This window comes from Rubripirellula obstinata, assembly GCF_001642955.1.
Lineage (GTDB): Bacteria > Planctomycetota > Planctomycetia > Pirellulales > Pirellulaceae > Rubripirellula > Rubripirellula obstinata.
This window is the reverse complement of sequence record NZ_LWSK01000001.1, coordinates 103,478-129,043: the sequence shown is the minus strand read 5'-3', so window position 1 is coordinate 129,043 and position 25,566 is coordinate 103,478. Positions and strand designations below refer to the sequence as shown.

The following is a 25,566-nucleotide window of genomic DNA, read 5'->3' as shown; positions in this document are numbered from 1 at the left end:
TTCGGCCTTCACTCTTCGTCTTCGTCTTCGTCAGCCTCGGCAACTTCAAGCATGCCGAATAAATGCCCGCCCTTGGCATCATGCTGCCACGTGCCGCTGTAACGATCGCGGCGGATCAGCACTCGTGCATCGAACGTTCCCATGCCGGGGATCCACATTGAATCGAGTGTGATGACGGGCGTTTCACCGGCAAACAAAATCTTGATCTCCAACGGCACTTCTTGGTCCACGTTGCCATACTTGATCCGAGCTTTCAAACGATACATGTCATCAGCGGGCATTTTCTCACAATTGCTAATGACATACTCTTCCACTTTGGGATCAAACTTGGTCGAACCGTCAACGGTGAACCGCCCAACAAATTTCTTGCCTGACAGGTAGCTCGCAAGCTGTTGGCCACGAACATCATTGCTAGATTCCGTAGGTGTTGATTCGTCTGCATTGACGGTCAATCCAGAAAAGCACATCAACGAAATTACTGCGATCAATCGAAGCATCAAATTATTCCTGCGGTTAAAGTGGTAGGAAATTGAGTAAACAAAACGAAGCAATTCTCCCAAAGCAACTTCATAATAATAGATCCCGCCCAATCCCAACCCGAACGCATAAACGCGGGATTTCCGCGTTCAACAAAATCGCTCGCTCACGCGTTCGGATTTAGAAATCGGCGAATTGCTTCGGGCCAATTCCTAACGTCTACAAAGGATACCGAGAACGATGCAAGTCAACGAGTATTTTGAAGGTCGCGTCATGTCGATTGGTTTTGAAAACACCGAAGGTCGTGCAACCTCTGGCATCATGCAAGTTGGTGAATACGAATTTGGCACCAGCGAAACCGAATTAATGAAAGTGACCTCAGGCTCGCTGGAGGTTCGACTGCCCGGCGAATCCGAATTCAAGACCTACGCCAGCGGCACCGAGTTCAACGTCGAAGCGAACGTTAAGTTTCAAGTGAAGGTCAAAACACCGACTGCCTATTTGTGTTTTTACGGCGGCTGAGGAACGTGCGAATTTTTATAGTCACTTTTTCCGACACTTCTCGTTGAACGCCACCCAATAGCCGTCAACTGTTTTGAAAACTGGGGTTTTTCGCGGTATTTTACTTCTCCTCTTGGGAGAGGTCGAGCCTAAGGAACTGTCACGAAACAACTTCCCGGTTTTGATTGCGGCATAATGTGGCACTCAACCGCCGAACCGCGTGGGCATCGCCTAATGGCACTTGCTTTCAACACTGAACTGCCCCGGAGGGGTCATAGCACTTTGCCGGTGGCCGACCAGAAAAGATGGTTTGCCCCGGAGGGGTAATCGAACCGATGAATGCTCGCTGCCGCCCCTGCCGGGGCTTGGGTTTTTGCTGCGTTTGGCTCCCGTGGGCCAAAGCCCACGGCACCGTGCTGACGCCCCGTCCGGGGCTATCGTAAGTGGCATTGGGGCATCGCCTGGTCCGCTAAAAGTTTGGGGTTGTGGAGTTATCGGCTTGCGCCGTTTTTATCCTGTCTCACCATCGAAGGTCTTAGCCCAGAGGGCGGCAGATCTTTGCCGGTGGCGTCAAGCCACCGGTCCACGGAAAAAGCGAATCCAATAGCCCAGAGGGCGGCAGATTGCCTTCGTTGTGTCGCCCTCCGGGCTAGCGGTTCTTGTCTCAATCATTCCGGTGGCTGACGCACCGGCAAAAATGTGTCGGCCTCCGGCCTGTTGAACAGGAATGCAAAACTAAACCACGTAAATGCAGTCAACCCCAATGATTTAGCGGCCCAGGGCGAACTCCAATTGTACACGATTACTTCTGGAATCAGTCAACCTTGTTACACTGCGCCAGATGAAAACTCAGATGAAAACACCGAAGAAAACTCAGACGGAATCACCGATGAAAAACCTCTCCGCCACCGTTGACGCCACCACCGCTGGTCGCGTTGATGCCGTCGTTCGCCAGTTGAGCGGATCCTCGCACAGCCAAGTCAAAGGCATGTTCGATTACGACTGCGTGTCGATCGATGGCGTCACCTGCCTTGACGCCGGGACACCAGTCACCGAAGGCAACGTCGTTTCGCTGCGATACAACCCGGATCAACGCTATCGCGAAAAAAAGAAACCTCGCTGGGATGATCGCACCTTTTCAGTGATCTTCGAGGATGACGATTTGATCGTTGTCGACAAAGCCGCCGGGACGCTGACGGTGCCAACCGATCAAGGCGAGGAAACCAATACGCTGTGGCAGCGAGTGTCGGTCTACATCAGCCATTCGCGACGTAATCGCGAAGCCGCTCTGGTGCATCGATTAGATCGAAGCGTCAGCGGGTTGCTGGTTTTCGGCAAACATGATGCCGTGGGTGAGCTGTTGATCGAACAATTCAAGGCCAAGAAACCGCGTCGAGTCTACGCTGCGATCGTGGCCGGTTTGGTCGAAAAAGATGAAGGCACGTTCACATCGCACTTAAAGACCGGCAAAAACCTGGATCGATTCGAGGCACCGCCATCGAAAGATACCGAAGAAGCGATCACGCATTTCAAGGTCGATAAACGATTCGACGACACCACGCTGGTCGAAGCGGTTTTGGAAACCGGCAAACGAAATCAAATCCGAGTCCACTTCGCCAGCAACGGGCATCCTGTTTTAGGCGACCCACGATACGAAACCGAAAAAGCAACTCACCCGCGTTGGGTCCGCAAACGAATCGCCCTGCACGCAAAGACACTCGGTTTCACCCATCCCGTTACCGGCGAAGACCTAACGTTCCACTCCCCGCTACCCGCACCCATGCAAAAATTCATCGCCGGCGGCAAACCAAGACGCCCGCAGAAGAATCGAAACGCGTAAGCCGTCGCACAGCGGAACATTCGCAGCACCGTTTCGACATCGACTCTGGTAACACTGTCGGAACGACATTGTTGACGTGTCTTGCTTGAGGGCACCAACGACATGGAGTATTTCGTTAGACTGTGGGCAATCGATGTCCCTTGTTCGTTCTTTCTCCAACACGTTGAAGCCCCGCATGTCCGAAGATTCTGGCCAGATTGATCACGTTTTTCATGAACGACGCAAGTTTGCTCCGCCGGCCGAGTTCACGAAGCGGTCGGTGGTATCGTCGCAGGACCAGTATGCTGAACTTTGCCAACGAGCGACTGAGAATCGGGACGAGTTTTGGAAGGCTGAAGCGGAGGAGCATCTGCATTGGTTTGAGCCGTTTGATTCTGTTTGCGAATTCAATGCTCCTGATGTGAAATGGTTCGATGGCGGCAAGACCAACGCCAGCTACAACTGTTTGGACAAACACGTCGAAGAGGGGCGTGGAAACCGCACCGCCATTATTTGGGAAGGCGAACCGGGCGATACGCGGTCACTGACCTATGCGGAACTTCGCAAGGAAGTCGCCAAGTGTGCCGAAGCGATGCTGGAACTTGGCGTCGGTGCCGGCGACGTCGTCAGCATCTACATGCCGATGACGCCTGAACTCGCGATCGCAATGCTGGGCTGTGCCCGCATCGGTGCTGTTCACTCTGTAATTTTCGCCGGCTTTAGTGCTGAATCGATCGCCGATCGAAACAACGACGCCAAAGCAAAATTGGTGATCACATCAGACGGTTTGCATCGTCGCGGAAAAGTGTTGCCGCTGAAGGAAACCGTCGATGAAGCGCTCGCGAAATCACCGACCGTTGAAAAGTGTTTGGTGCTAAGACGCATCGGCAATTCAGACACGCCGATGACCGAAGGTCGCGATCATTGGTGGCACGACGTTGTCGATAAACAACAAGGCGAACTTCACGCGGCACCGATGGACAGCGAAGCGCCGTTGTTCATTCTGTATACCTCTGGCAGCACCGGTAAACCCAAAGGCATCTTGCACACGACCGCCGGTTACAACTTGTGGGCCAAGCGAACGTTTCAATGGGTGTTTGATCACCGCGAAGACGATATCTATTGGTGTACCGCGGACTGCGGATGGATCACCGGACACAGCTACATCGTCTACGGCCCGCTTAGCGCCGGTGCAACGTGCTTGATATACGAAGGAGCCCCAAACTTCCCTGCGGAAAATCGTTTTTGGGAACTGGTGGAAAAGTACCGCGTCACGATCCTGTACACGGCACCGACTGCGATTCGTGCGTTTATCAAATGGGGCGACGAGCATGTGGAAAAGCATGATTTGTCGAGCCTGCGATTGCTGGGCAGCGTCGGTGAAGGCATCAATCCGGAAACCTGGATTTGGTATCACGAAAAGATTGGCGGATCCAAGTGTCCGATCGTTGACACTTGGTGGCAGACCGAAACCGGCGGCATCATGATGAGTCCGCTGCCGGGGATTACCGCGACCAAACCGGGGTCATGCACGTTTCCGTTGCCGGGCGTTGTGCCGAAAATTGTTGACGAACTGGGTGGCGATGTTGACGACCAACACGGTGGCATGCTGTGCATCGCCCAGCCGTGGCCGGGGATGCTGCGAGGAATCTGGGGCGACCATCAGCGGTTCGTGCAGCAGTATTGGACGACAGTTCCCGGTATGTATCTGACCGGCGATAACGCTCGCCGAGACCGCGACGGTTACTACTGGATCATGGGTCGCATCGATGACGTGATCAATGTATCGGGGCACCGACTTAGCACGATCGAAGTCGAAAGTACGCTAGTCAGCCATGACTGTGTTTGCGAAGCGGCTGTGGTGGGAAGACCGCACGAATTGAAGGGGCAAGCGATTTCGGCATTCGTGACGATCAAGGACGCGGAACCGACGGAGGAACTTCGCCAAGAGCTAAAACAGTACGTGCGAAAACAGATCGGTGCTCTGGCGCAACCCGATGATATCCGGTTCGCAGAATCGCTTCCGAAAACACGCAGCGGAAAAATCATGCGACGTTTGCTTCGAGACGTCGCGTCGGGTCGTGAAGTCGCCGGCGATACGTCAACGCTGGAAGATCTATCGGTGTTAGCGAAGTTGGCCGACGAAGAAGCGTAGCGTCAGAGCTTGACCAAACAAATTCCCTGAACTGCCCCACCGCGCTCTCCCATAGCTGGCCCCCAGGTTTCAGTTGAAAGTAGATCGTGGCGAACTGACCAAGAGCTTGGAAACCTGTGTAGGCCGGAACAAGCCGCTTCGGCGCAGTTCCGGCAATTGCATGACCCTGCGTTGGATTGCCGGAACTGCGCCGAAGCGGCTTGTTCCGGCCTACGTCAATTCACAAAACTTCCCGCAAACTTTGACGTTAAAATAGCTAGGAATGATGCGTCGCCCCGCGCGTTCGGGGCGGCATGTCGCTAGGGGCGATGCGCGACGTGGTTTAACGGTTAGAATTGGAACATGGTGGACGGAACAAAAGGTTGATGCCCGCGCGATAAGGATCGAAGATGCCGAGACGTAAACGCTGGTCGTTCTTTATGGGGCCGCTTGAAAATCGTGGCGTTCGCTGGTTCGATGAATTCCACCGTAGCGAGTTGACGGTCGGCGGCAGGGCGATGTTCTGGGGGATGCTGGGTTCCGCGGCGATGTTGATGGGCGGTCTGACGCAGCCGCAAGCGGTTTGCTTTGGGTTTTGCACATCGGCACTGGTGGTCGCAGGAATCGCCGGCGTTTTCTTTCGCCCACAACTCCGCATGACTCGGCACATCAATGTTTACCCGTCGGCTGGTGAGGTTTATCAGTATCGGGTTGATGTGCAGAACACTGGCAGTCGTATCGCACGAAATTTGGTGATTGAAGAACGCGGGCTTCCGCCTGATTTGAGACCCCATGGTCAGCTACCGGCGATTGATTCGCTTTTACCTGGCGAGACGAAATCGGTCACGCTGGAACTACTCTGTATCAGCCGCGATAGTTTTGAACTTGATCGGTTGCAGGGTGCGACGACGTACCCGATGGGGTTGGTAAAGTCCGGGAAGAAGTCAAAGCAGTCCGATCGTTTGGTCGTTTACCCCAAGGTTACTGATGTCGGGGCTTTTGATGTGCCGCATTCACGCAACCACCAACCCGGTGGCATTGCGGTCGCTTCGCATGTGGGTGAATCGACGGAGTTTTTAGGAACGCGTGATTGGCGGCAAGGCGACCGGTTGCGAGATATCCATTGGCCATCGTCCGCCCGGACTGGTCGTTTGATCACGCGCGAGTATCAGGAAGAATACTTCGTCCGGCTGGCGATCATTTTGGATGTTGATGCCCCCAGAAGACGTGACGAACCGAGGCTAGAGAAGGCGGTTTCGTTGACCGCTGGAATCACCGACGCGTTGGCTCGGCAGGAATACATCGTTGATATCTTTGCTGCTGGTAACGACGTCTACCATTTCCAGGCAGGCAGGGCGCTTGCGCATCTGGATAACATTCTCGAATTGCTCGCCTGCCTAGAATCGGGCAATCGATTGGACATCCAGGCACTTGAATCAGTGCTGTTACCCGAAGCGGCGCGTTTGTCCGCTGTGATTTTGGTGTTGATGGATTGGGATGAACGGCGCAGCGAATTGGTTCAGCAATTGAAGGCTTACGGTTTGGCCGTTCGTGTCATCTGCATGAAACCTGGATGCAGCCCCAGCGGCCTAGATGAACCCGAAATCATCGAGGTTGCATCGTGAATAGCGAAACAGTATTCCTGAAACGATTCCTGCACACGTCACCCGTTTTGATTGCGTTGGTTTTTCATGCGATCGCACTGAATCGGTGGCTGGTCGTTGGGCCTGCGATCGCCGTGCTTAGTATTGCGGTACTTCGGAACCCAGGCTTTGCACCAAGTTCGCGTCATTGGTATTTGGCGGCTATTGCAGGCGCGTTGATCGGTTTGTTCGCGCCCCCGGGCATGATTTCAGCCGGCCCGCTTCCGCCAGGCATTGCCGCTGTGGTCGCCGGAATTGCGATTGCGATTGCCATCGTCGCAACGTTTGGGAACAGGACCACTGTTGCCTGGGTTGCGGCGTGGGCCATCTTGGCGATGTCGGGGAAGCATGGAATCAATGGTCAGCTAAATTTTGTTTTGTTTATTTTCCTAGCGGTTTCGTTGATCGCCGCTGCATCGAATGCAAAAGTGCTTCGATACAAATCCCGCTCTTCATTGGTTCGATCGCTTTTAGCGATAAGCATCTTCGCAGCCATCACCGCGGTCTGTACTGTCGGAGCATCGTTTGCGTTGAAACGCATTGATCGCGCACTGGTAAACACGGTTGAAAACCTGATGACCAGAAACCCAACGTCATCAATCACAGGTCTAAGCAGCAACATCACGCTGGGAGAGCGAAGTCAAATCAGGCCGTCTCCGCTGCCGTTGCTTGAACTATCTGAAATGTCAGGAGTCCTACGCACCAAGGTGATGGACGATTTCGACGGGCTGCGATGGACGACATCGGCGCAATTGAATTCTGCCACCAATTCGTTCGACGAAGTCGCCGTTCATTCCGGGCCCAAGCGTCAAATTGAGATGTTGTTTTTGGATGACATCAACAACGCGATTCCCTCACCGGCGGGAACCTATCAGGTCATCGATGCAACGCCACGAATTTCGGGTGGTTGGGTTTTGCAAGGCGAACCAGATCGCGTCACCGTGACGTTGGTTGGCAGCGCCGATGAGACTTTGCCGAGTGAACCAGAGCCAATCAAGAACCTGACCGCTTTACCCGATGTGCTGCGCGAAGGTCTCGGCCCAATCGCTGCTGAGCTAACGGTTCCGACAAATACGAACCGTGAGAACGCATTAGCCATCGCGGCGTTTTTCCAGAACAACTTTGAGTATTCGCTAACCACTGATCTCAGCGGAGAAGATCATCCATTGGTGATTCTGGTGAAACAGCGACGGCCTGCCTATTGCGTCTACTTTGCCAGCGCGATGGCCGTCATGCTGCGCAGCCAAGGAATTCCCGCTCGAGTCGCCAGCGGTTTTGTTCCCAACGAAGTGAACCCGCTTACGGGTCGAGTCACGATTCGAGAGCGAGATTCGCACGCTTGGGTTGAAGTTTGGTCGCCGGAGAACAAACGCTATGACGCATTCGATCCCACCCCCGGTTCATCGCGGCTTCAAACCATCGGCCTGGACGAACCGGAGAGCTATTTGGCAAACCTGGTACAGGCAATCCGCTCCACCGTTCGCCGTCTGTGGTTGATCGCCCGGCAAGATCCCATCCGCTTGCTGTCGATGTTAATCACGTCACCGTATGCGTGGCTGACGGTCGTCGCCCTTACCGTCTGGGGCGTCTACCGATTCAGGCGTTCCCAGCCCGTTCGTTCCAGAGCCCCCGTCGATTCGGTTGATCCCGATCTTCGCGAAATCTACAGTCGCTACCTTCAATCGCTCAAGCAATTTGGGATCAACCCGGGCGACTGGGAATCGGATCAAGAGCTGATTGATCGGCTGGAGGAAATGGGGGAACCATCGCGATCAAAGTCGGCGAACGAGTTCATCGATCGATATCGAGCAGCCAGGTACGGCGGGCAAGTCTTCGACGACGAGTTGGTTGCACTGGTAGACCGAATGGAAAGTTAGCGCCCCTGTTCCCGCTTACGTGACATTTTTCTAAACGATTTCGATCATTATTTTTTCACCATTTCCTGCCAGCGTTATCGGTCCGTCATCGCAGCGCGGTGTCTGTTTCGCTTGAGCGGGAAGTTGAAGTCTGGATCTGAAGATTCGGTTCTGGCTTCTTTGATCAACGCTTCCAGTTGAGCAACCATTTCAGGATTTTGCTCCGCGACGTCGTTAGATTCTTTTGGATCAGTAGACAGATCGTAAAGTTCGATCGGAGAAGCTGCGTTTTGTGCGACGTTGTAGCGGACTGCTTTCCATTTGCCTTGACGCAACGCAACGCGGCCGCGTTTTTCGTGAAATTCCCAATACAAATAATCGTGTTTCGTTTGTCCCTGCACACCCAACAGCGTCGGCAGGAATGAAATTCCGTCGATGTCCGCAGGAGTCGGTTGACCGATCAAATCCGCTACCGTCGGAAGGACATCCCAGAACGCAGACAGGTGATCGGTTTCTGAACCTGCGGCAACTTTGCCCGGCCAATGTGCAATCATCGGAACGTGGATGCCGCCCTCGTAAAGATCTCGCTTGAAACCACGCTGTGAACCATTGGAATTGAAGTAAGCAGGATCATGTCCGGCTTCCTGGTGCGGGCCGTTGTCGGAAGTGAACAGGATCAATGTATTCTCAGCAATTCCAAGCTCATTGAGCTTGGCAACGAGTTCTCCGACGTCTTCATCCATGACGTCAACCATTGCGGCGAATGCTGCGTGGGCTTCGGGTTGCGAACCATAAGCAGACTTGCGGAACCTGGGGCCAGAATCCGTTCCCCGATACGAACTCTCGGGCAGAAACTTGCCTCTGTACTTGGCCATCTTGTCTTCCGGCGCGACCATTTCGGCATGCGGTTGAATGAGCGCGTAGTGGCAGAAAAATGGTTGGTCCTTATTGGCTTCAATAAACTCCAACGTTTGTTCTTGAATCAGATCGGGCGCGTAGTCGTTTGTCTCTGTTCCAAAATTGCCCCACAGCATGTCACGCTTGTCATCGTTCCACAAAAAGTACGGGAAATAATGATGTGCCTGTCGCTGGCAGTTGTATCCATAGAAGCGATCGAAACCCATTTTCAGCGGTTCGCTAACGCTGCCCGGAGCACCAAGTCCCCACTTACCGAACAGACCGGTGGCGTAACCCGCGTTTTGAAACAGGTGCGCCATCGTGAAGGTGTCCGCCGGCATCGCGCGTTGGCCCTCTGGTTGCACTTCAGAGTTACCGCGAACGACGGCGTGTCCGATATGCTTTCCGGTCAACAACGCGCACCGCGATGGAGCGCAAACGGTGCTGCCGGAATAGTGCTGCGTAAACTTCATGCCATGCTTTGCCAGGGCATCGATATTGGGCGTTTGAAAACGTGTCTGGCCGTAACAACTCAAATCGCCGTATCCCAAATCATCGGCAAGAATATAGATCACGTTTGGCTTGCTTTCCGCATGGACGGACGGCGTAGCGAACGCAATCCCCAGCACCAAGAATTTCAGTATCGTTCTCATGGTTTCTCTTGTTAACGGTTAAACAACGTAACACTGTCCAGCTAGGATCGGCGAACTACCAGTCATCGGTGCGGAAGACGGACGTTGGCAATCCCTCGCTGTTGACAAGATTCGCGCCTTCAGGATTCGATGCCCACGCGTATCGAACTGCGACGGGTTTGGGGATGTCGGGATGGCTGACGCTGACCTGATTTGTGGAGCTGATTTCTGCATCGGCCCATCGCCAAACCTGATCGGCACCCGCGATCTCGAAACGTCCCAGCGGTTGATCGTCTCGACTCTTTAGCCCCGATCCAACGTGGTCAAAGGTGACTTTGATCGAGTCGCCGGTCACTTCACTGGACTGATACAGCGGGCCAGAGAAAACGATATCGCGATCGTAGTCATTCGCCAAAGCCCACAACGCCAACCGTTCTCCAGGATCCTTTTTGTTCTTTGGGTGGATGTCGTTCGCCTCGCCGACGTCATTGATGACCGCCATCCCGGTTTTGGGAGTCGTATCTAACAGTTGTCGCATGCGATCTTGCAACAGAGCCCAATCGTCGGCAGTCCCGGGTTGTGTGGATGGTTGACGAAAGTTCGCCAATTGAACGAACAGGAATGAAAAGTCGTCGTCCCAGCGTTGACGCCAATCGCGAATCATCAGCGGTAGTGTTTTGTCGTAGGGAACCGCGTTCGGCTTTGCATTTGATTCGCCTTGGTACCAAATCGCACCTCGCATCGTGTACCCAACAAATGGATGGATCATCGAATTGAATAAAACTCCGGGGCGACCTTCAGTGTTGAGTGGTCGCTTGGGTTTGGTGGGTTCTTTGGCCAGCTTGCCACGCTTGTCGGCTGGTGTTTTTCGCCACTCAGCTTGTTTCGTCTTCCAGGCTTCAAGTTGTTTTTGATACCGCTGAGTTGCTTTTTGCTCATCGAATCCTGAGTCAAATTTCAAAACGCGATCCACCAATTTCTTGGTCGCTGGCAGAGTATTCAATGCCTCGCGGCTGGTAAAGGTTTCCACTGGCTTGCCGCCCCACGCGGTTTTGATCACCCCAATTGGAACGCCCAGTTCCTGATGCAACTTACGTGCAAAGAAAAAGGCAACGGCGGAGTAGTTGCCGGTCGTGTCGGGCCCGCACTTGGTCCATTCTCCATCGATGTCATCCTGAGGCTCAACGGCGGTTACGGTTGGTGCGTTGAACATTCGAATGCCTGGATAGTCCGCCGCCAAAATGACTTCACGATACATGGGCACGCTATTCATCGTGAAAGCCATGTTGGATTGACCGGACGCCAACCAAACTTCGCCGACGAGAACATCTTCGATCGTCTTCGAAACAGTTCCCGACGTGACAATGATCGAAGCACCCACGGGATCAGCTTCGCCTGATTGGAAAGCTACCCGCCAATTACCTGCTGCGTCCGCCAACGTGCTTGCGGTCGAATCTTTGAACTGGACTTTCACGTCCGCACCAGCGGCGGCAGTCCCCCAGATCGAAACCAGTCGGTCTCGCTGAATAACCATGTGATCGGCAAAGAAATTTGGCATCGATAGGCTTCGCGAAACTTGGATCGCCTTAGTGGAATCACCAGCAAGCTGGTCGGCCGGGGCCGAAGCGGGCCAAAGAATCGATAACAAAAGGAGTAACGCGAGGCATCGAGTTTTACAAATTTCTGGCATCAAAATCAGACTTTGAAACAGTGGGACGAAAGCAATGAACGACACAAGAGTCTAGTCGATCGGTTTAGCAAGCGTGCGAATATGGTTCACCAACAAAAGGCTTCAGGCACACCAACCATCGGACGTTTTTGTGCGTTTTGTAGGCCGTAGCGAGTAAAGCGAGTTACGGCAATTCGTCGCGTCATTATGCAATTGCCGTAACTCGCTCCGCTCGCTACGGCCTACTTTTCTTGCATCAGAATCAGACTTTGAAACAGTGGGACGAAAGCAATAAACGACACAAAAGTCTAGTCGATCGGTTTAGTAAGCGTGCGAATATGGTTCACCAACAAAAGGTTGCAGGCACGCCAATTGGCGGACGTTTTTGTGCGCGTTGTAGGCCGTAGCGAGTAAAGCGAGTTACGGCAATCCGTCGCGGCATTATGCAATTGCCGTAACTCGCTCCGCTCGCTACGGCCTACTTTTCTTGCATCAGAATCAGACTTTGAAACGGTGGGAGGAAAGCAATGAACGACACAAGAGTCTAGTCGATCGGTCTAGCAAGTGTGCGAAGTTGGTTCACCGACAAAGGGTTGCAGGCACGCCAATTGGCGGACGCCTTTGTGCGTTTTGTAGGCCGTAGCGAGTAAAGCGAGTTACGGCAATCCGACGCGTCATCATGCAATTGCCGTAACTCGCTCCGCTCGCTACGGCCTACTATTCTGGCATCAGAAATCAGACTTTGAAACAGTGGGACGGAAAACAATGAACGACACAAGAGTCTAGTCGATCGGTCTAGCAAGCGTGCGAATATGGTTCACCAACAAAAGGCTTCAGGCACACCAACCATCGGACGCCTTTGTGCGTTTTGTAGGCCGTAGCGAGTAAAGCGAGTTACGGCAATCCGTCGCGGCATTATGCAATTGCCGTAACTCGCTCCGCTCGCTACGGCCTACTTTTGGGACTCCGGCCGATTAGCTTGCTTGCACTCCTGATAAAGACGATTGATCCTTCTTTAGCAATGATGGAACTTGAAACGGAATGATGTAAAAACACTATTCTTTTCCGATAGACTCAAGTAGGTCAGACGACGAGAGCGGGCCTTTTGAAGAACCTTTTCAGGTCAGTATGAATCTCGCCGTGTCGTCCGATTTCCAAAGTCCTTGTCCCATTTCGATTGAGAAGCAATGAACAGACTACTTTTCCCCACACTCGCTTGCTTTGCTGTGTCCTGCCTGCCCTCTGTTGCCAACGCGGCAATTGTCGCGGGGGGCAGCATTGTTGCTAACGTCAACGCCCCGACAGGTGGAGGCAGCGCCAGCAACGGTGTTAGAGCCGTTGCTAACTCGGCAATGATAAAATTTGTTGGTGATATTAATTTAACCAGCTCAGACGATGGATCGAGCTTAAATAATTCACTCGTGATTGTTGGTGACGTTACCTTGGACCCGGGTGAAGCTTTCACACTTGCCTACGATTACAACGTCAATTTGGCTGGCGGTGGTACAGTTTCGTTGACCACCACCGCGATCACTACTTTTGACGGCGTGACAGAGACCCTGTCCAACACCGAAATGATTACAGATCCGGGTCTGTATAACTTTACATTCTCCGAATTGGCTCTCACTGCAACGACTGCGGGAACTGGAACATGGGAAGGACGGTTTGAGTTTGATTGGATTAACGCGCCTGCCAACTCGTCCCTGAACATCGTCATCCCGAATAACTCGATCGACTTTGCAATCACCGCTGTTCCGGAGCCAACTGGTCTGGCGGCCATGTGTGCCGCTTCGCTTCTGATGGCGACTCGACGTCGGCGTCGAGCGATTTAAGGCCGGCTAGATGTTGACCTAGAAGCACTCAGGTGAACGTAGAACGGAATGAATTCCGTTCTACGTCTGCAGTTATCTCGCTTCTCAGTCTTCGATCGGTTGCATTACGATCGAGACCCAACCGGTTTTGTAGGTTTCGAAGCCTGGCGAAGAAGCGTGTCCGATGCACATGGTTTCTTTCCCATACTCGGCAACGTAAAAACCTTTTTCGCTTGAAACCACTTTGTCAAATTCGGGCAAGGACAACTTGCTGTTGATCGCATCGTTCTGGTTGCTCGCCAGAATCCGTCCTTGTTGATCGCAAATGTACGCTTTTGTTTTTGCTTGATCCGATGGATGAATCGGCATTTGAGTCAAGATTGGTTCGGCAAGCCCGGTCCAATTGAACAAGATGCCCAGCACGCCAAGCAAGTCGCCGTTGGCGTTTCCATCGCGGCGAACGCCGCAGGAATAAATCAACGACGGTTGGTTGTTGCAAAGCTGCGAAACGTGTGCAGATTGGAATCCATATTCGTCACCTGATCGGCTAGCCGCCGCCTCCGTAAACCACTCCGCGTGACTTTCCGATTTTCCGACACTGGCAAATTCTCGGGGGCGACCATTAGCGACAACCATGCCCGTTTGGTCACAAAGAACCAGATCGTGATAGACCGTGTACGCATCCAGGATGACGCCCAACCGTTTTGATGCAAAATTGCACCGATCAGCATTCGGGTCGGTGAGTGCATCCACCAGGCTGGCGTCGGTCGCCCACCAGCGAACGTCACAGGTGCGTTCGTAGAGGTTGCGGTCGATCAAGTCGATGTTCACCAAAGCAAGATCACTAAGCCGAGTTCCGCGGATGGTGACATCAATTAAGCTCATCAAATTCGCGGTCTTTTCACGCGTTCGGTGCGACATGTCGCGTGCGATCGTTGACGTTTTTGCTGAAAGCGTTTGCATTTCTTGAGCAACAACACCAAACGCCGCGCCGACAGATCCGGCTCGAGCTGCTTCGATGCGTGCATTGAGCGCCAAGACCTTGGTTTCGGAGTTGACACTTTCGATCTCTTCGATCGCTGACTCCAGCGCGTTTGACAGATCTTTGACCATCTGCGTCACGTCTTCTTCAGAATGGTTTTCAGGCGTCTCAACCGCCTGACTCTGCGGTGACGTATTTGTTGATCGGTCGTCTTGATTTGACGAACTTGCGTGCGAGTCGTAGTTCTCGCCGCTATTGGTGGCGGTGGACATGGGGCTTGATGGGGCTTTGTGGGGATGGAAGGATGGTTCCGCCTGGGGTGACGACAACCGTTCCTTTACGGTGCTTTCCGCCTAGATTTGCAACGTGAAGTTGAGCGTGGGAGCCTCTGTTTGAAAAGTGCAGCTTGGTTTAAAGAAGTCAAATCGTTCAAGGAAAGTCGGTGGAATCCAATTGCGCTAGAGCGGAACACGTTGGATTTTTCAGTGCAATCGTTATCCCAGCATTTTTGCTCAAGTCATCAGCAGATGCCCTTCAGAAAGCTGCTTTTCTCGGTACGCGTGCATTCTTTGGCGATTGAGTCTTTATGGTGTTTTTCGGGTTCATTCTCGCATGCGTTGCAACTAGCCTGTTTCCCCAACGCCGTGAAGAGTTTTGGTCCCGGAAAACACGTGTTAGTTCGTTTAGCCGCGTGGGCATCGCCCCGCGCGACGTGCGGCACCATGTCGCGCAGTTCGATGCCCAGCGGATTAACGATTTAGGCCCCCTTCACGACGCTGCTGTTTTCTGCCGGTGGATCTCGGGTCAAACACCGCTTTATGCCTCTCCTGAAAAGATTATTCGATGAAATCCTTTGGCTCCTTGTTGTCCCATCACTCACAGCAGAACAAGCCCCGAAATACTGCGAAACGATGGGACTTAACCACCTTAGAAAAGCGTGTGATGTTGGCGGCCGATTGTGGCGTCGCGGTCGCGGAAGCCGGAACAACGCCCGCATTGTTCGCTCCGACTTCGATGCAGGCCGAAGGAACCTCCGCAGCCAGGACGACGGCATCAGGCATCGTGTTTATCGATGCTGGAGTCACAGACATTGCTACTTTGACGCAAGGTATCGAACAAGGTCACGAACTGGTTTTGCTGCAACCCGACCAATCAGGTCTCTCGCAAATCAATCAAGTCTTGTCCCAACGCCATGGTGTTTCCAGCGTTCACATTGTCGCTCACGGAAAAGCCGGGCAGTTACAACTCGGTAATCAGATCCTTGATTTGGATTCAGTCAACCGTTTTCAAGCTGACATCGGGCGTTGGTCAAACGCATTGACCGATCAAGCCGACATTTTGATCTACGGCTGCGATACAGGTGCGGGTAACGAGGGTTTGCAACTGATCGAGCGGTTGGCGGAATTAACGGGTGCCGATGTTGCGGCGTCAACAGATCGAACCGGTGCTGCTGACCTGAATGCTGACTGGGATCTGGAACGACACGTCGGCGTGATCGAAGCCGGGCTGGCGTTCAATGCCACCAGCCGCAACGCTTATCGGAATCACTTACCGATCACGATCCGAGCCGCTGGAACGATTGCACAAACACAAATGTCGTTGCAGGTTGATGAAACAACGGTCGCTACGTTTGATGATGTCGGATTAGATTTCCAGGACTACACCGTTGACTTGGATGGCATCAACGCTGATCAGATTCGAGTCGTCTTTACCAATGATCTTTACGATCCAGCCAATGACATTGATCGCAACTTGATTGTCGATCGAATCACGGTGGATGGCTTGGTGTACGAAACGGAAGCTCCAGAAGTATTCTCGACGGGGACTTGGTTGTCCGCCGACGGTATCGTGCCTGGATTCAGGCAATCGGAAACGCTGCACACCAACGGCTACTTTCAATTTGCGGGATCGAATCCGCCGGTGGGAGATGGTGATCCAAGCGGCCTGGTGATCAATGAAATTCACTACAATCCCGGACCAGACGGAGTCGTTGATGGCGACGCCGAATTTATTGAACTGTACAACTCCGGCGATCAGGCCGTCGATTTGGGCGGGCTATCGTTCACTGGTTTTAATCTTACATTCGCCGCTGGCACCACGATCGGTGGCGGCGAATATGCAATCGTTTCGCCATCAATCTCGTTAGCAGAATCGACTTGGGGCGTGACACCGATCGCCGAGTTTGAATCCGGTGGCATTTCTGGCGGCGGCGAATTGATCCAACTGATCGCGGCCGACGGAGTCACGGTGATCGACGAGGTCAGCTATCTGGACGAAGCCCCTTGGACACCGCTTCCCGATGGAAATGGCCCATCGCTTGAGCTTCGCGACTGGGCACTTGATAATTCGCTAGCTGAAAATTGGAGTGCATCGGAAGGCGACCCTACGCCGGCTGCCGAAAATTCAATCTTTGGCGTCGAAGCGCCCGCGCCCGTGACCGACATCGTCGTTGCCCCTGGTGAAGTGTTGCCAGGCCAAGAGTTTACGATCAGTGCCAATATCGAAGGTGCAACGTCAGCCAACCTCGTTTACCGAGTGATGTTTGGTGAAGAGCAGACGATCGCGATGAGCAATCTTGGTGACGATACATGGCAAGCCACTCTGCCCGGCGCGGATGCTGGATCCTTGATTCGTTATCGGATCGAATCCGATGTCGCTGTTGCTCCCTTCAATGACACGATCAACTACTTTGGTTTAGTCGTTTCACCGACGGATGTTCAAGGCAACGAATTACCGCTATTTCAATTCTTCGTTGATGAAGACGAGTTTACCGAGCTAACAACGACCGACTTAGCGTTGACCAATACAAAGATTGCCGCGGTCGTCTACTACGATGGCAGAGTGATCGACAATGCAACCGTCCGAGTGCGTGGCGGCGATTTCTCTCGAACCAACTTTGCAAAGAAAAGCCTGAAGTTTGAATTGCCTGATGGACAAACCATTGACGTTGGTGACGAAGGCTCATACCCGATCGATGAATTCGGGATCAACGCAGACTTTGGTGATTGGTCAGTCGCGACACCCGACGTGACTTGGGATGTGTTCAACGCAGAAACCGATTCATTCACGACTTCGTTTTTCGTTCGAGCTGAAATCAACGGCGATTTCCATGGTGTGTTCCGTTTCCAAGAACTCTATGACGGTGCGTGGCGCGATGCCAATGGTATCGGCGACGATGACGAATTCTACAAAGCAGGCGGCGGCGGGTTTGGGTTCAATGCAAACTTTGACAAGAAGTCACCCGACGATGGCGATTTCACGCTGATTGATGAACTGAACGATGTGGTGACCGCACCGCCGTCGGATGCCAAAACGGCCTACCTGTACAACAACGTTGACGTTGCCAACGTGGTTAACCACATGGCGCTCAGTACGTTAGTGCGTCACGATGACCAGGAAGTTCAAAACTTTTACATGAAACGAAGTGGCGATACCGGTTTGTGGTCCATCGTTGAATGGGATCTGGATCGTTTGTGGATTGAATCAGGTGACGAAACGCCCGGACCTTTCACGACGACTGAATCGATCAATCAAGAACTGTTGACGTCCGTTTGGGAAGTCGCTGAGTTTCGCGACATGTATTGGCGTCGCATGCAGACATTGGTGGACACCTACCTGACAGAGGACGCGCGAGCTGATTTCATTGCCACCTATGACCAACGTGTCAACGAGATTGGTGCAACCAACTCGGCACTTGAATTTGCGAAGTGGGAACGCAACGACATTTTCGCCAACGATTTCTGGCGAAATGAATTGGTGGTTGCATTGGATCAACGTGCCGCAGCCTATGAAGCTGAAACTCGCATGCCGGGATCCTTTAGTGGTTCCGCTGATATCGTAATCAGCGAACTGCATTACAACCCATTAGATGGCGATGCGGAATTCCTAGAACTGTACAATCGATCGCAAACCGAATCGATCGACCTGTCGGGTTGGACGGTTGATGGTGTCGATCTGACGATTGGATTCGGCACAGTAATCTTGCCCGGACAAACGATCGTGTTTACTGACGACCTACCGCAATTTGTGGCTCAATCACCGGGCAACATTTTCATCGGCGGTCAGTATTCTGGCGGCCTCAGCGGCGGTGGCGAACGAATCACGCTTTCAGATGCCGACGGCAATTTGATCGACGAAGTCGAATACGACGACAGCGATCCATGGCCAAGCGAACCTGACGGAGATGGGTTTACTCTTTCCCTGATTGATCCAAGCTTGGACAACAGCCTTGCATCTAGTTGGATTGCAAGCAGTCAGATCAATGGGACGCCCGGCGTGGTTCAGAATTCGCAACCCCCACAGTCAGTCCTCACTGTTTTTGCAGCCGGATCGACTAGCAACGAAATCATTACAGTCGAAGTTGCTGGCCAACAGGTTGCGGTTTTTGATATGGCATCCTTTGGCGGCCAACCGGGTGACTTGGCAGCGCGGAACTTCGTTGAATTGACCTGGTCCAGTGACGAAACCATTGATGTCAGTGACGTGCGTATCAACTTCATCAACGACACTTATGATCCAGATAACGGGATCGACTTTAACGTGGCTATCGATCGAATTGAAATCGACGGACAAGTCTACGAAACCGAAGCGGATGATGTCTTTTCCACCGGCACCTACTTGGCGGCCGATGGAATTGTGCCAGGATTCCGCCAAAGTGAGATCCTTCATGCCGATGGATATTTCCAATACGCCAGCGATATCGTTATCGAGCCGCCGACCTTGTTAGCTGATGGCAATCGAATTCAATTGTTCAACTTTGAATTCAACAGCTACCTTTCATCGATCGGGTCAGACGCCGAAACATCGACCGCCAACAATCTTCGCACCCAGTGGGATTTGATCGAAGTTGCTGGTGGCGATTTCAAGCTTCTGAACGCCGATAGCGGGCGATACCTTGACGGAGATCGTTCGGGGATCGACACCAGTAGTCGTTCCTTCGCGACGGGAACCGATTGGCGATTCATTGATCAAGGCGATGGGCTATTCTACTTGTTCAATCCGTTCCATGACGAATATGTGGACGCCAACGGTGTCAGCACCGATGTCGCTTGGGATCCAGGTGCCTTAAATCCCGATGACTTGTGGCGAGTGATTTTGGTTTAGCTGGACAGCGCCACTGCGGATGGATTGTCTCGTAATCTGGACACTTCTCGGTGAACGGCACCATGTAGGTTTCTGTGTGAGCAGCATCCAGAGCGTATTTTTCAAGGGATCCCACGCAACGCCGAGAAGAGTTTTGGTCCAGTAAAATACGTGTTAGTTCGTTTAACCGCGTGGGCATCGCCCCGCGCGTTGTGCTGTACCCGAACGCGCGGGGCGATGCCCACGCGGTTAAACGATTTAGATACCCATCACGGCGTTGGACCCCACCTACGCCGCCCCGCGGTGGAGGTGGATGGTGGCGTTCACCGAGAAGGCTCGTCATCTGCTGCGTTTCCGAACGCGTTTCCAAACGCATCAGCACGTAAGCCGGAACAAACGCTCACATCTTAAGGAAGTAACGGTACGTTCCCGCTTCCACTGATTCAGATTTTCGTTCGCTGGGGAATTCGACCGTTGCGGTGGCGTTGGGTGGAACAACAACTTCCATGACAACGCGGCCGTTTTCGCGTTTCCACGCGCTGACGGCCTTTCCGTAATTGGTTTCCAATTCCGCACGTGCCCAATCGAGTTCGTTCGTGACGAGGGGTCGAACGAAGAAGTGCTTGTAGCCCGGATGATCTGGGTCGGGCGAGAGGCCTGCGAGCCGTTCGTACATCCACTGACCAACCGCACCATAAGCGTAGTGGTTTAGCGAGTTCATTCGGTCGCCGCTGAAGCCATCTTGTTTGGAATAGCTGTTCCATCGCTCCCACATCGTCGTCGCACCCTGGTTGATTGAATAGAACCACGACGGATAGGTTTCTTTCAGCAAAATCGTCATTGCCAGATCGCTGTGACCCATCTGATCAAGCACGCTGACGATGTACGGGGTGCCGAGGAACCCGGTTCGCAGATGGCCGTCTGCTTCGCCAATCAGACGAACGAGATGTTCGGTAGCTTTCGGCTTCATCGAATTAGGAATCAAATCGAACGCGATCGCCAACAAGTATCCAGTCTGCGTCTCTGGTGCGTTCTGTAGTTTTCCATCACTGTCGAAATAGTGTTCCGCAAATGAGTGATTGATGGAATCTGCTTCTTCGGCATACTTCGTTGCATCTTCAGTTCGTCCGAGTAAATGAGCACTGTCGGCCAGAATCCGACAACTGTTTCCGTAGAATGCCAAACCCAACAGTGGCGACGGAGTATCGCCCCGCTTGTTCTCTGAATTCGGCTGAAGCCAATCGCCGTAGCCTTCGATGTTAGGCAACAATCCATCGACCGTTTGGTTTCGGTACCAGCCTACCAGTCGCCCCATCATCGAATAATTGTCCGAAAGTACCTCAATGTCACCGGTGCGAAGGTAGACTTCCCAGGGAACGATCGTGGCGGCATCGACCCAACCGGGGCTGCCACCGCGACCGACAATGTCTGGAATCACATGAGGAATGTTTCCGTCTTCCAACTGGTCGTCCCGCATCGAATCGAGCCAGCTTTTCCAAAAGCCGTGACAATCAAAATTGAACATCGATGTCGGTGCAAAGGCTTGCGAATCACCGGTCCAACCCGCCCGTTCATCCCGTTGTGGGCAATCGGTGGGGATGTCCAGAAAGTTCCCGCGCTGGCCCCACGAAATGTTGCTTTGCAGTTGATTTAGCTTCGCGTGCGACGATTCAAACGTTCCAATTTTTTCCATTTCCGTGTGAAGCACAACGCCTTTGACCCAATCCTTCGCCGGCTTGGCATTCGCCGGCAGACCAGAAAGTTCGACATAACGAAAACCATGAAAGGTGAATTTTGGCTCCCAATTGATCGTCCCAGTTTTCGACGCTGTGTAAGAGTCCGTCGATTTTGCGGCGCGATAGTTCTTAGTGTGAACCGTACCGTCGGAATTGAGCATCTCGGAAAATCGTAGCTTGACGGTTTTTCCTTCTTCTACCGGAATCGACAGCCTTGGCCAGCCAACCATGTTTTGCCCAAGATCGAAAACAATACGACCTTCTTCCGGTTCGGTGATTTCTTGAACCGAAAGCAATTCAGTTTCCTTCACCGTGGCGAACGGCTTGGGCACGATCCGCGCGGCCCCAAGATCAGATCTCGCAACGACCGGTTTCCAATCAGACCATTCCTTCGTCGCGTCCACATGTTCGCCGTCGTAAATGCTTGACGAAAGGATCGGGCCGTCGATAGTCGCGGTCCAGTCTTCGTCAGAGACGATCGATTCTTTGCGTCCGTCTTGGTAAACAATTTCAAGCTGCAGCAGCAATTCTGGGAACTTGCCGAACACTTGGCGTTGCCCTTGCCAACCAAACCGGCCTGCGTACCAACCATACCCAAGCAACACATCAAACGAGTTATTCCCTTCGACTAAATCGCGAGTCACATCATAAGTCAGCGAGTCGAGTCGGTTCGAATAAGAAGTCTGACCATTGGCGAAATGGTCTTGGCCAACCTTCTTACCATTTAAGTTGACTTCAAAAAGGCCCCTAGCTGTCGCATACAATCGAGCTTGCTTGACGCTACCGTCAACCACGAATTGGTGCCGCAAACAGGCCACCTTCTCCACTTTTGCTGGAGCCTTGGCAGCGGGACGGATCCACTTCGCGGTCCAATCACTATTGGAAAGCAACCCCAGCTCAAACTTTGCAAACTTGCTCCAACCAGAATCCAATCCATCTTCATTCTTGAAGCGAACACGCCATTGGAGCTGTTGACGCGATCGAAGCTTTCCACCTTCATAGGGAATGAAAACCGATTGGTCGGACTCAACCCAACCGCTATCCCACTTCAACGACTCACCTGTCACCTCGATGCGATAGGCCGTTTGCTTCTCGACTCCCAAGGGAAGCTTCCAAGAAAAACTAGGCGTTGCGTCGTGAAATCCAACAGGATCAACCGAGCCATCACCAACGGTCAAGGAATGTCCCAGACCAATTTTCTGCGATACCGAATCGCGGTCTGCATTGGCAACGCTGGAATATAAAAAAACAACTAATAGAAACATTCCAATCTTATTCATCATTTTCAAGCCGCCTTTGTCGCATTATGTGGGTGGATTCTAGTTAAGCGTTAGAGGATACACGAGACGGTACGCTAAATCTCAGCACGTAGGCCGTAGCGAGCTTCCAGCGAGTTACGGCATCTGCCTGGCATCTTCTTTGCCATGCCGTAACTCGCTGGAAGTACGCTACGGCCTACGTTGATTGATCGTTGAGAGATCCGTTGAGATCGAACGTCAAAATTGGTGTCTCCTTTCGCTCAGCGGAAGTGCGTCAGTTCACACTTTCGCGCAGCGAAAGGCGACTATCACGCTTCGCTTATTACTGGTGCATCGCATGCTGTCGTTTTGCGGTTACCTGACTCGCATCATAAACTTGCTGAATTTTTGTTCGATGACCGGTAGTTCATCTCCCATCGCCGTTTCGAAATCCTTGATTCGTTGACGTGGTGATTGGACTGCCAGCGGCTTGCCTTCGCTTAGCTTCCGCAAGTACGCGATGTACTCTTTGCGTTTGGTCTTCAACAGAAAATAGGTCAGCGCCCAGCCTTCGCCGTAGGCATTGGACGCCGTCTTGGGATCGCGGTATCGGGTGTCAGCCGATAACAAGGTGGCAAGCGAATCCGCGGGTCGATTTTGTTGGTAACGTCGCCAACGTCCTAGGTTAGTTCGGTTGACTCGACCGACGCCGCGCCACTTGCCTGGGTTTCGCATGTCGGGCGATTCAAAAAAGGTGGCAAGGCCTTCGCTTACCCACATCGGATTGTCAGCAAAACGTTGCTGCAACCCGCAATTAAATGCCAACTGATGCGTTGCTTCATGAATGATGGTCGACACGTTCCGTTCCCAGTTCGGGACGTTGAATGTCGCCATGCGATTGGAGGCCAAATTGTAATAGCCGATCATGTTCGATGCCGCGTCACCAATTTCGGAACGTCCATAAGTCAGAAACGCTTTGTGGTCCTTGAGCACAACGGCGACCATCGGAAATCGTGGTTCCGAAAGCTCCCATCGCTGGTTTTTCCAGTAGGTAAAGAACGCCCGGTAAAGAGATTCAAACAAGCCGCCGACGCGTTTGGCGTATTCTTCGGATGAGTTGTAGGCGATCAAATAGTGCTGAGTCTGATGAACGGCGAAGCCTCCATTCTTAAACTCTGCCCCGAGTTCTTTCAGAAGCCGGGCCTCGACTTCCGCCGGTGATGCGACTTTCAGCGGAACATCAACCGGGCTTCGTTTTTGAATCTGTTCGGGTTGCAGCGTCCATAAATGTCCGTCGTCGGCCAATAACATGATCCCGCCGTCTTGTGCCTCGATCATAACTTCGCCCACGACGGTGCGTCGTTTCGCTGGCTTTACGTCGCCGTCCCTGAAGGTCACCTCTTCGACGGCTGGATTTTGTTTTGTTTTTCCCGTCGCCAGCGATTCAGCCTGACAAACAATGCTGATGAAACAGCCCAGGCACAGAGCAAGGCCGCCACTGCGAAGGAATGCAATAACCAACCGTGGCATAAAGAAGACCCGATGAAGATGAGATGAGGCGTGTTCAATCCGTCTTTGTAGTGTACACCAAACGTAGTAAACCAAAAACGAACACGATTGCCAGTACATACCAAAACACCAAAGCTGCTTCTTGGTATCTCGCACCGCTGTGCAATAATCCAAACAAACGCACCGGAACCGTCGTTACGCCAGCAGGAATTACCGGCAATGATACTGGCAAGTCGCCGGACGTGACCACGGCTGAAACCAAGGCTGCAGCAATCAGACTGCGAAACACCAGCGGGCGTTCGATGGACCAGAATTGGCGGACTGGACTCGCATCAAGTCTCGCCAGATCCAATGTTTGTGAAGCGATCGCACGGTAGCCACTGCGAATGATCCAATAGCTAACCGGAATGCCTCGCATCAGCATACTGATCGTCGTCGGCAGAATCGTTTGCTGATACAGAAACGGGAACCCTGGGACATCGGCTTGAAACAGGGTCACCACGGCCAATCCGACGATCGGACCAGGAACGCATACCATTGCAATGGTCGCAAAATCAATCAGCCTTCCCACTCGATCACGACGCCGACCCAGCGAAGCAAGCGGCCAAGCGATCGCCACCGATGTCAAGCTGGTCACCGCCGCAATCATCGCCGTCCATTGGTATTCCGACGCAAAAACGGTCGGTGCAACCGTGACGCGTTCCAACACCAATCTTATCGACCAAGTCGCGGTGAATTGACCGTCCGCCTGAATCACTTCGCGGCCAAGATTCGTGATCAAGCCGGTGATGGGAACGACGGCCGCAACCAGAATCGCTGCTAACAAAATTGAAAGTGCAGAAACCCGAACGAGCGGATGATAGTTTTCATTTTCCGAACTCGAAACCGATTCTCTTCGGCTTTCGTTTTGGAACACTCGACCACTGCTGGATCCTGACCAATGAAAGATCAACATCAACGCCAAAATCAGCGGTAGCACTGTCGTCCAGGCAATGGCCGATACCGTTGGACGTAGCGCATAGTTCAGGTAGAACTGATCGGCGATCGTTCGGTAGCCGTACAAGTCGGCGATCGTCATTTCTGTTACTGCGATTCCGGCGACAGCCATCATCCCGATCACGCACCAAGGCTTCGCGACTGGCAAACGAATCTTCCACCATCGTTCGACTGGCCCAGCATCCAAACGTGATTGATCAATCAAAGATCGCGGCATCCTTTCAACACCATACAGAGTGGCAAGCGCGACGATCGACGAACCGTAGACACCGTGGATCCAGGCCGTTGCGATCATGCCTGAGAAAAAGACATAGTTGCCAGACGCACTGGTGCTGGTCCCGGTTTGAGTCAGCATGGTCAAGCCAAATTTGCCCGCCGTTGCCTCCCAGGCCGCTCCGTGCAATACCAGCGGCACAAAAGCGACGATGCCTAAAATGGCAACAGCCAGATTCGCGATGGTTCGCATCCGTCGATTCGATTCACGCAGGACCGTACACGCCCATGCGGTAGGAATCCCGATAACCGTTGCGATCGTCACCGAAACGGCTATCAAAACGACGGTAGCAATAAAAGGCTCAAGCCAA

Annotated in this window: 14 protein-coding genes; 7 read left to right on the top strand and 7 right to left on the bottom strand. The window is 52.9% G+C overall.

Going from position 1 to position 25,566, the window contains the following annotated elements:
- Nucleotides 1-8: 8 nt before the first annotated feature.
- The gene (locus RC85_RS00595) at nucleotides 9-497 is read right to left on the bottom strand and encodes a hypothetical protein (RefSeq protein ID WP_068258000.1); all 489 of its coding nucleotides are present in this window, start codon (nucleotides 495-497) and stop codon (nucleotides 9-11) included.
- 220 nt (nucleotides 498-717) lie between these two features.
- Here RC85_RS00595 and ppnP point away from each other — a divergent pair, with 220 nt between their 5' ends.
- The 5 genes from ppnP to RC85_RS00570 all read left to right on the top strand — a co-directional run bounded on the left by ppnP (nucleotide 718) and on the right by RC85_RS00570 (nucleotide 8,451).
- A complete protein-coding gene (ppnP, locus tag RC85_RS00590) occupies nucleotides 718-999 on the top strand; it encodes a pyrimidine/purine nucleoside phosphorylase (RefSeq protein ID WP_068257919.1) in 282 nt (93 codons plus the stop codon).
- Between the two features lie 868 nt (nucleotides 1,000-1,867).
- Nucleotides 1,868-2,818, top strand: a complete 951-nt coding sequence (locus tag RC85_RS00585; protein ID WP_235033178.1) for an RluA family pseudouridine synthase — start codon at nucleotides 1,868-1,870, stop codon at nucleotides 2,816-2,818.
- Between the two features lie 175 nt (nucleotides 2,819-2,993).
- On the top strand, nucleotides 2,994-4,952 hold the full coding sequence (acs, locus tag RC85_RS00580) for an acetate--CoA ligase (protein WP_420821371.1): 1,959 nt from the start codon (nucleotides 2,994-2,996) through the stop codon (nucleotides 4,950-4,952).
- A 389-nt stretch (nucleotides 4,953-5,341) separates the two neighbouring features.
- Nucleotides 5,342-6,556, top strand: a complete 1,215-nt coding sequence (locus RC85_RS00575; protein ID WP_084422223.1) for a DUF58 domain-containing protein — start codon at nucleotides 5,342-5,344, stop codon at nucleotides 6,554-6,556.
- Nucleotides 6,553-8,451, top strand: a complete 1,899-nt coding sequence (locus RC85_RS00570; protein WP_068257916.1) for a transglutaminase TgpA family protein — start codon at nucleotides 6,553-6,555, stop codon at nucleotides 8,449-8,451. Before RC85_RS00575 ends, RC85_RS00570 begins: the two co-directional genes overlap by 4 nt.
- A gap of 74 nt (nucleotides 8,452-8,525) precedes the next feature.
- Here the strand turns inward: RC85_RS00570 and RC85_RS00565 are convergent, their stop codons facing one another.
- Nucleotides 8,526-9,980 (bottom strand): arylsulfatase, encoded by a 1,455-nt coding sequence (locus RC85_RS00565; RefSeq protein ID WP_068257915.1) that lies wholly within the window; start codon nucleotides 9,978-9,980, stop codon nucleotides 8,526-8,528.
- A gap of 55 nt (nucleotides 9,981-10,035) precedes the next feature.
- Nucleotides 10,036-11,649: a sialate O-acetylesterase family protein gene (locus RC85_RS00560; protein WP_149752608.1), complete on the bottom strand. Its 1,614-nt coding sequence runs from the start codon at nucleotides 11,647-11,649 to the stop codon at nucleotides 10,036-10,038.
- Between the two features lie 1,166 nt (nucleotides 11,650-12,815).
- Between RC85_RS00560 and RC85_RS26005 the strand changes: the two genes are divergently transcribed.
- Nucleotides 12,816-13,460, top strand: coding sequence for a PEP-CTERM sorting domain-containing protein (locus RC85_RS26005; RefSeq protein ID WP_084422221.1), 645 nt, complete (start codon nucleotides 12,816-12,818; stop codon nucleotides 13,458-13,460).
- Nucleotides 13,461-13,544: 84 nt separating this feature from the next.
- Here RC85_RS26005 and RC85_RS28835 read toward each other — a convergent pair whose 3' ends face one another.
- On the bottom strand, nucleotides 13,545-14,693 hold the full coding sequence (locus RC85_RS28835) for a methyl-accepting chemotaxis protein (protein ID WP_068257913.1): 1,149 nt from the start codon (nucleotides 14,691-14,693) through the stop codon (nucleotides 13,545-13,547).
- Between the two features lie 571 nt (nucleotides 14,694-15,264).
- Here RC85_RS28835 and RC85_RS00540 point away from each other — a divergent pair.
- A complete protein-coding gene (locus tag RC85_RS00540) occupies nucleotides 15,265-19,524 on the top strand; it encodes a DUF4347 domain-containing protein (protein ID WP_084422220.1) in 4,260 nt (1,419 codons plus the stop codon).
- A gap of 379 nt (nucleotides 19,525-19,903) precedes the next feature.
- Here RC85_RS00540 and RC85_RS00535 read toward each other — a convergent pair whose 3' ends face one another.
- The 3 genes from RC85_RS00535 to RC85_RS00525 all read right to left on the bottom strand — a co-directional run bounded on the left by RC85_RS00535 (nucleotide 19,904) and on the right by RC85_RS00525 (nucleotide 25,520).
- Entirely contained in the window at nucleotides 19,904-22,519 is a 2,616-nt protein-coding gene (locus tag RC85_RS00535; RefSeq protein WP_068257910.1) for a family 78 glycoside hydrolase catalytic domain, read from the bottom strand.
- 333 nt (nucleotides 22,520-22,852) lie between these two features.
- Nucleotides 22,853-24,007 carry a DUF1570 domain-containing protein gene (locus tag RC85_RS00530; protein WP_084422219.1) on the bottom strand — a complete coding sequence of 385 codons (1,155 nt, stop codon included), beginning with the start codon at nucleotides 24,005-24,007 and terminating at the stop codon, nucleotides 22,853-22,855.
- Nucleotides 24,008-24,041: 34 nt separating this feature from the next.
- Nucleotides 24,042-25,520: an ABC transporter permease gene (locus RC85_RS00525; RefSeq protein WP_162273152.1), complete on the bottom strand. Its 1,479-nt coding sequence runs from the start codon at nucleotides 25,518-25,520 to the stop codon at nucleotides 24,042-24,044.
- Nucleotides 25,521-25,566 lie beyond the last annotated feature (46 nt).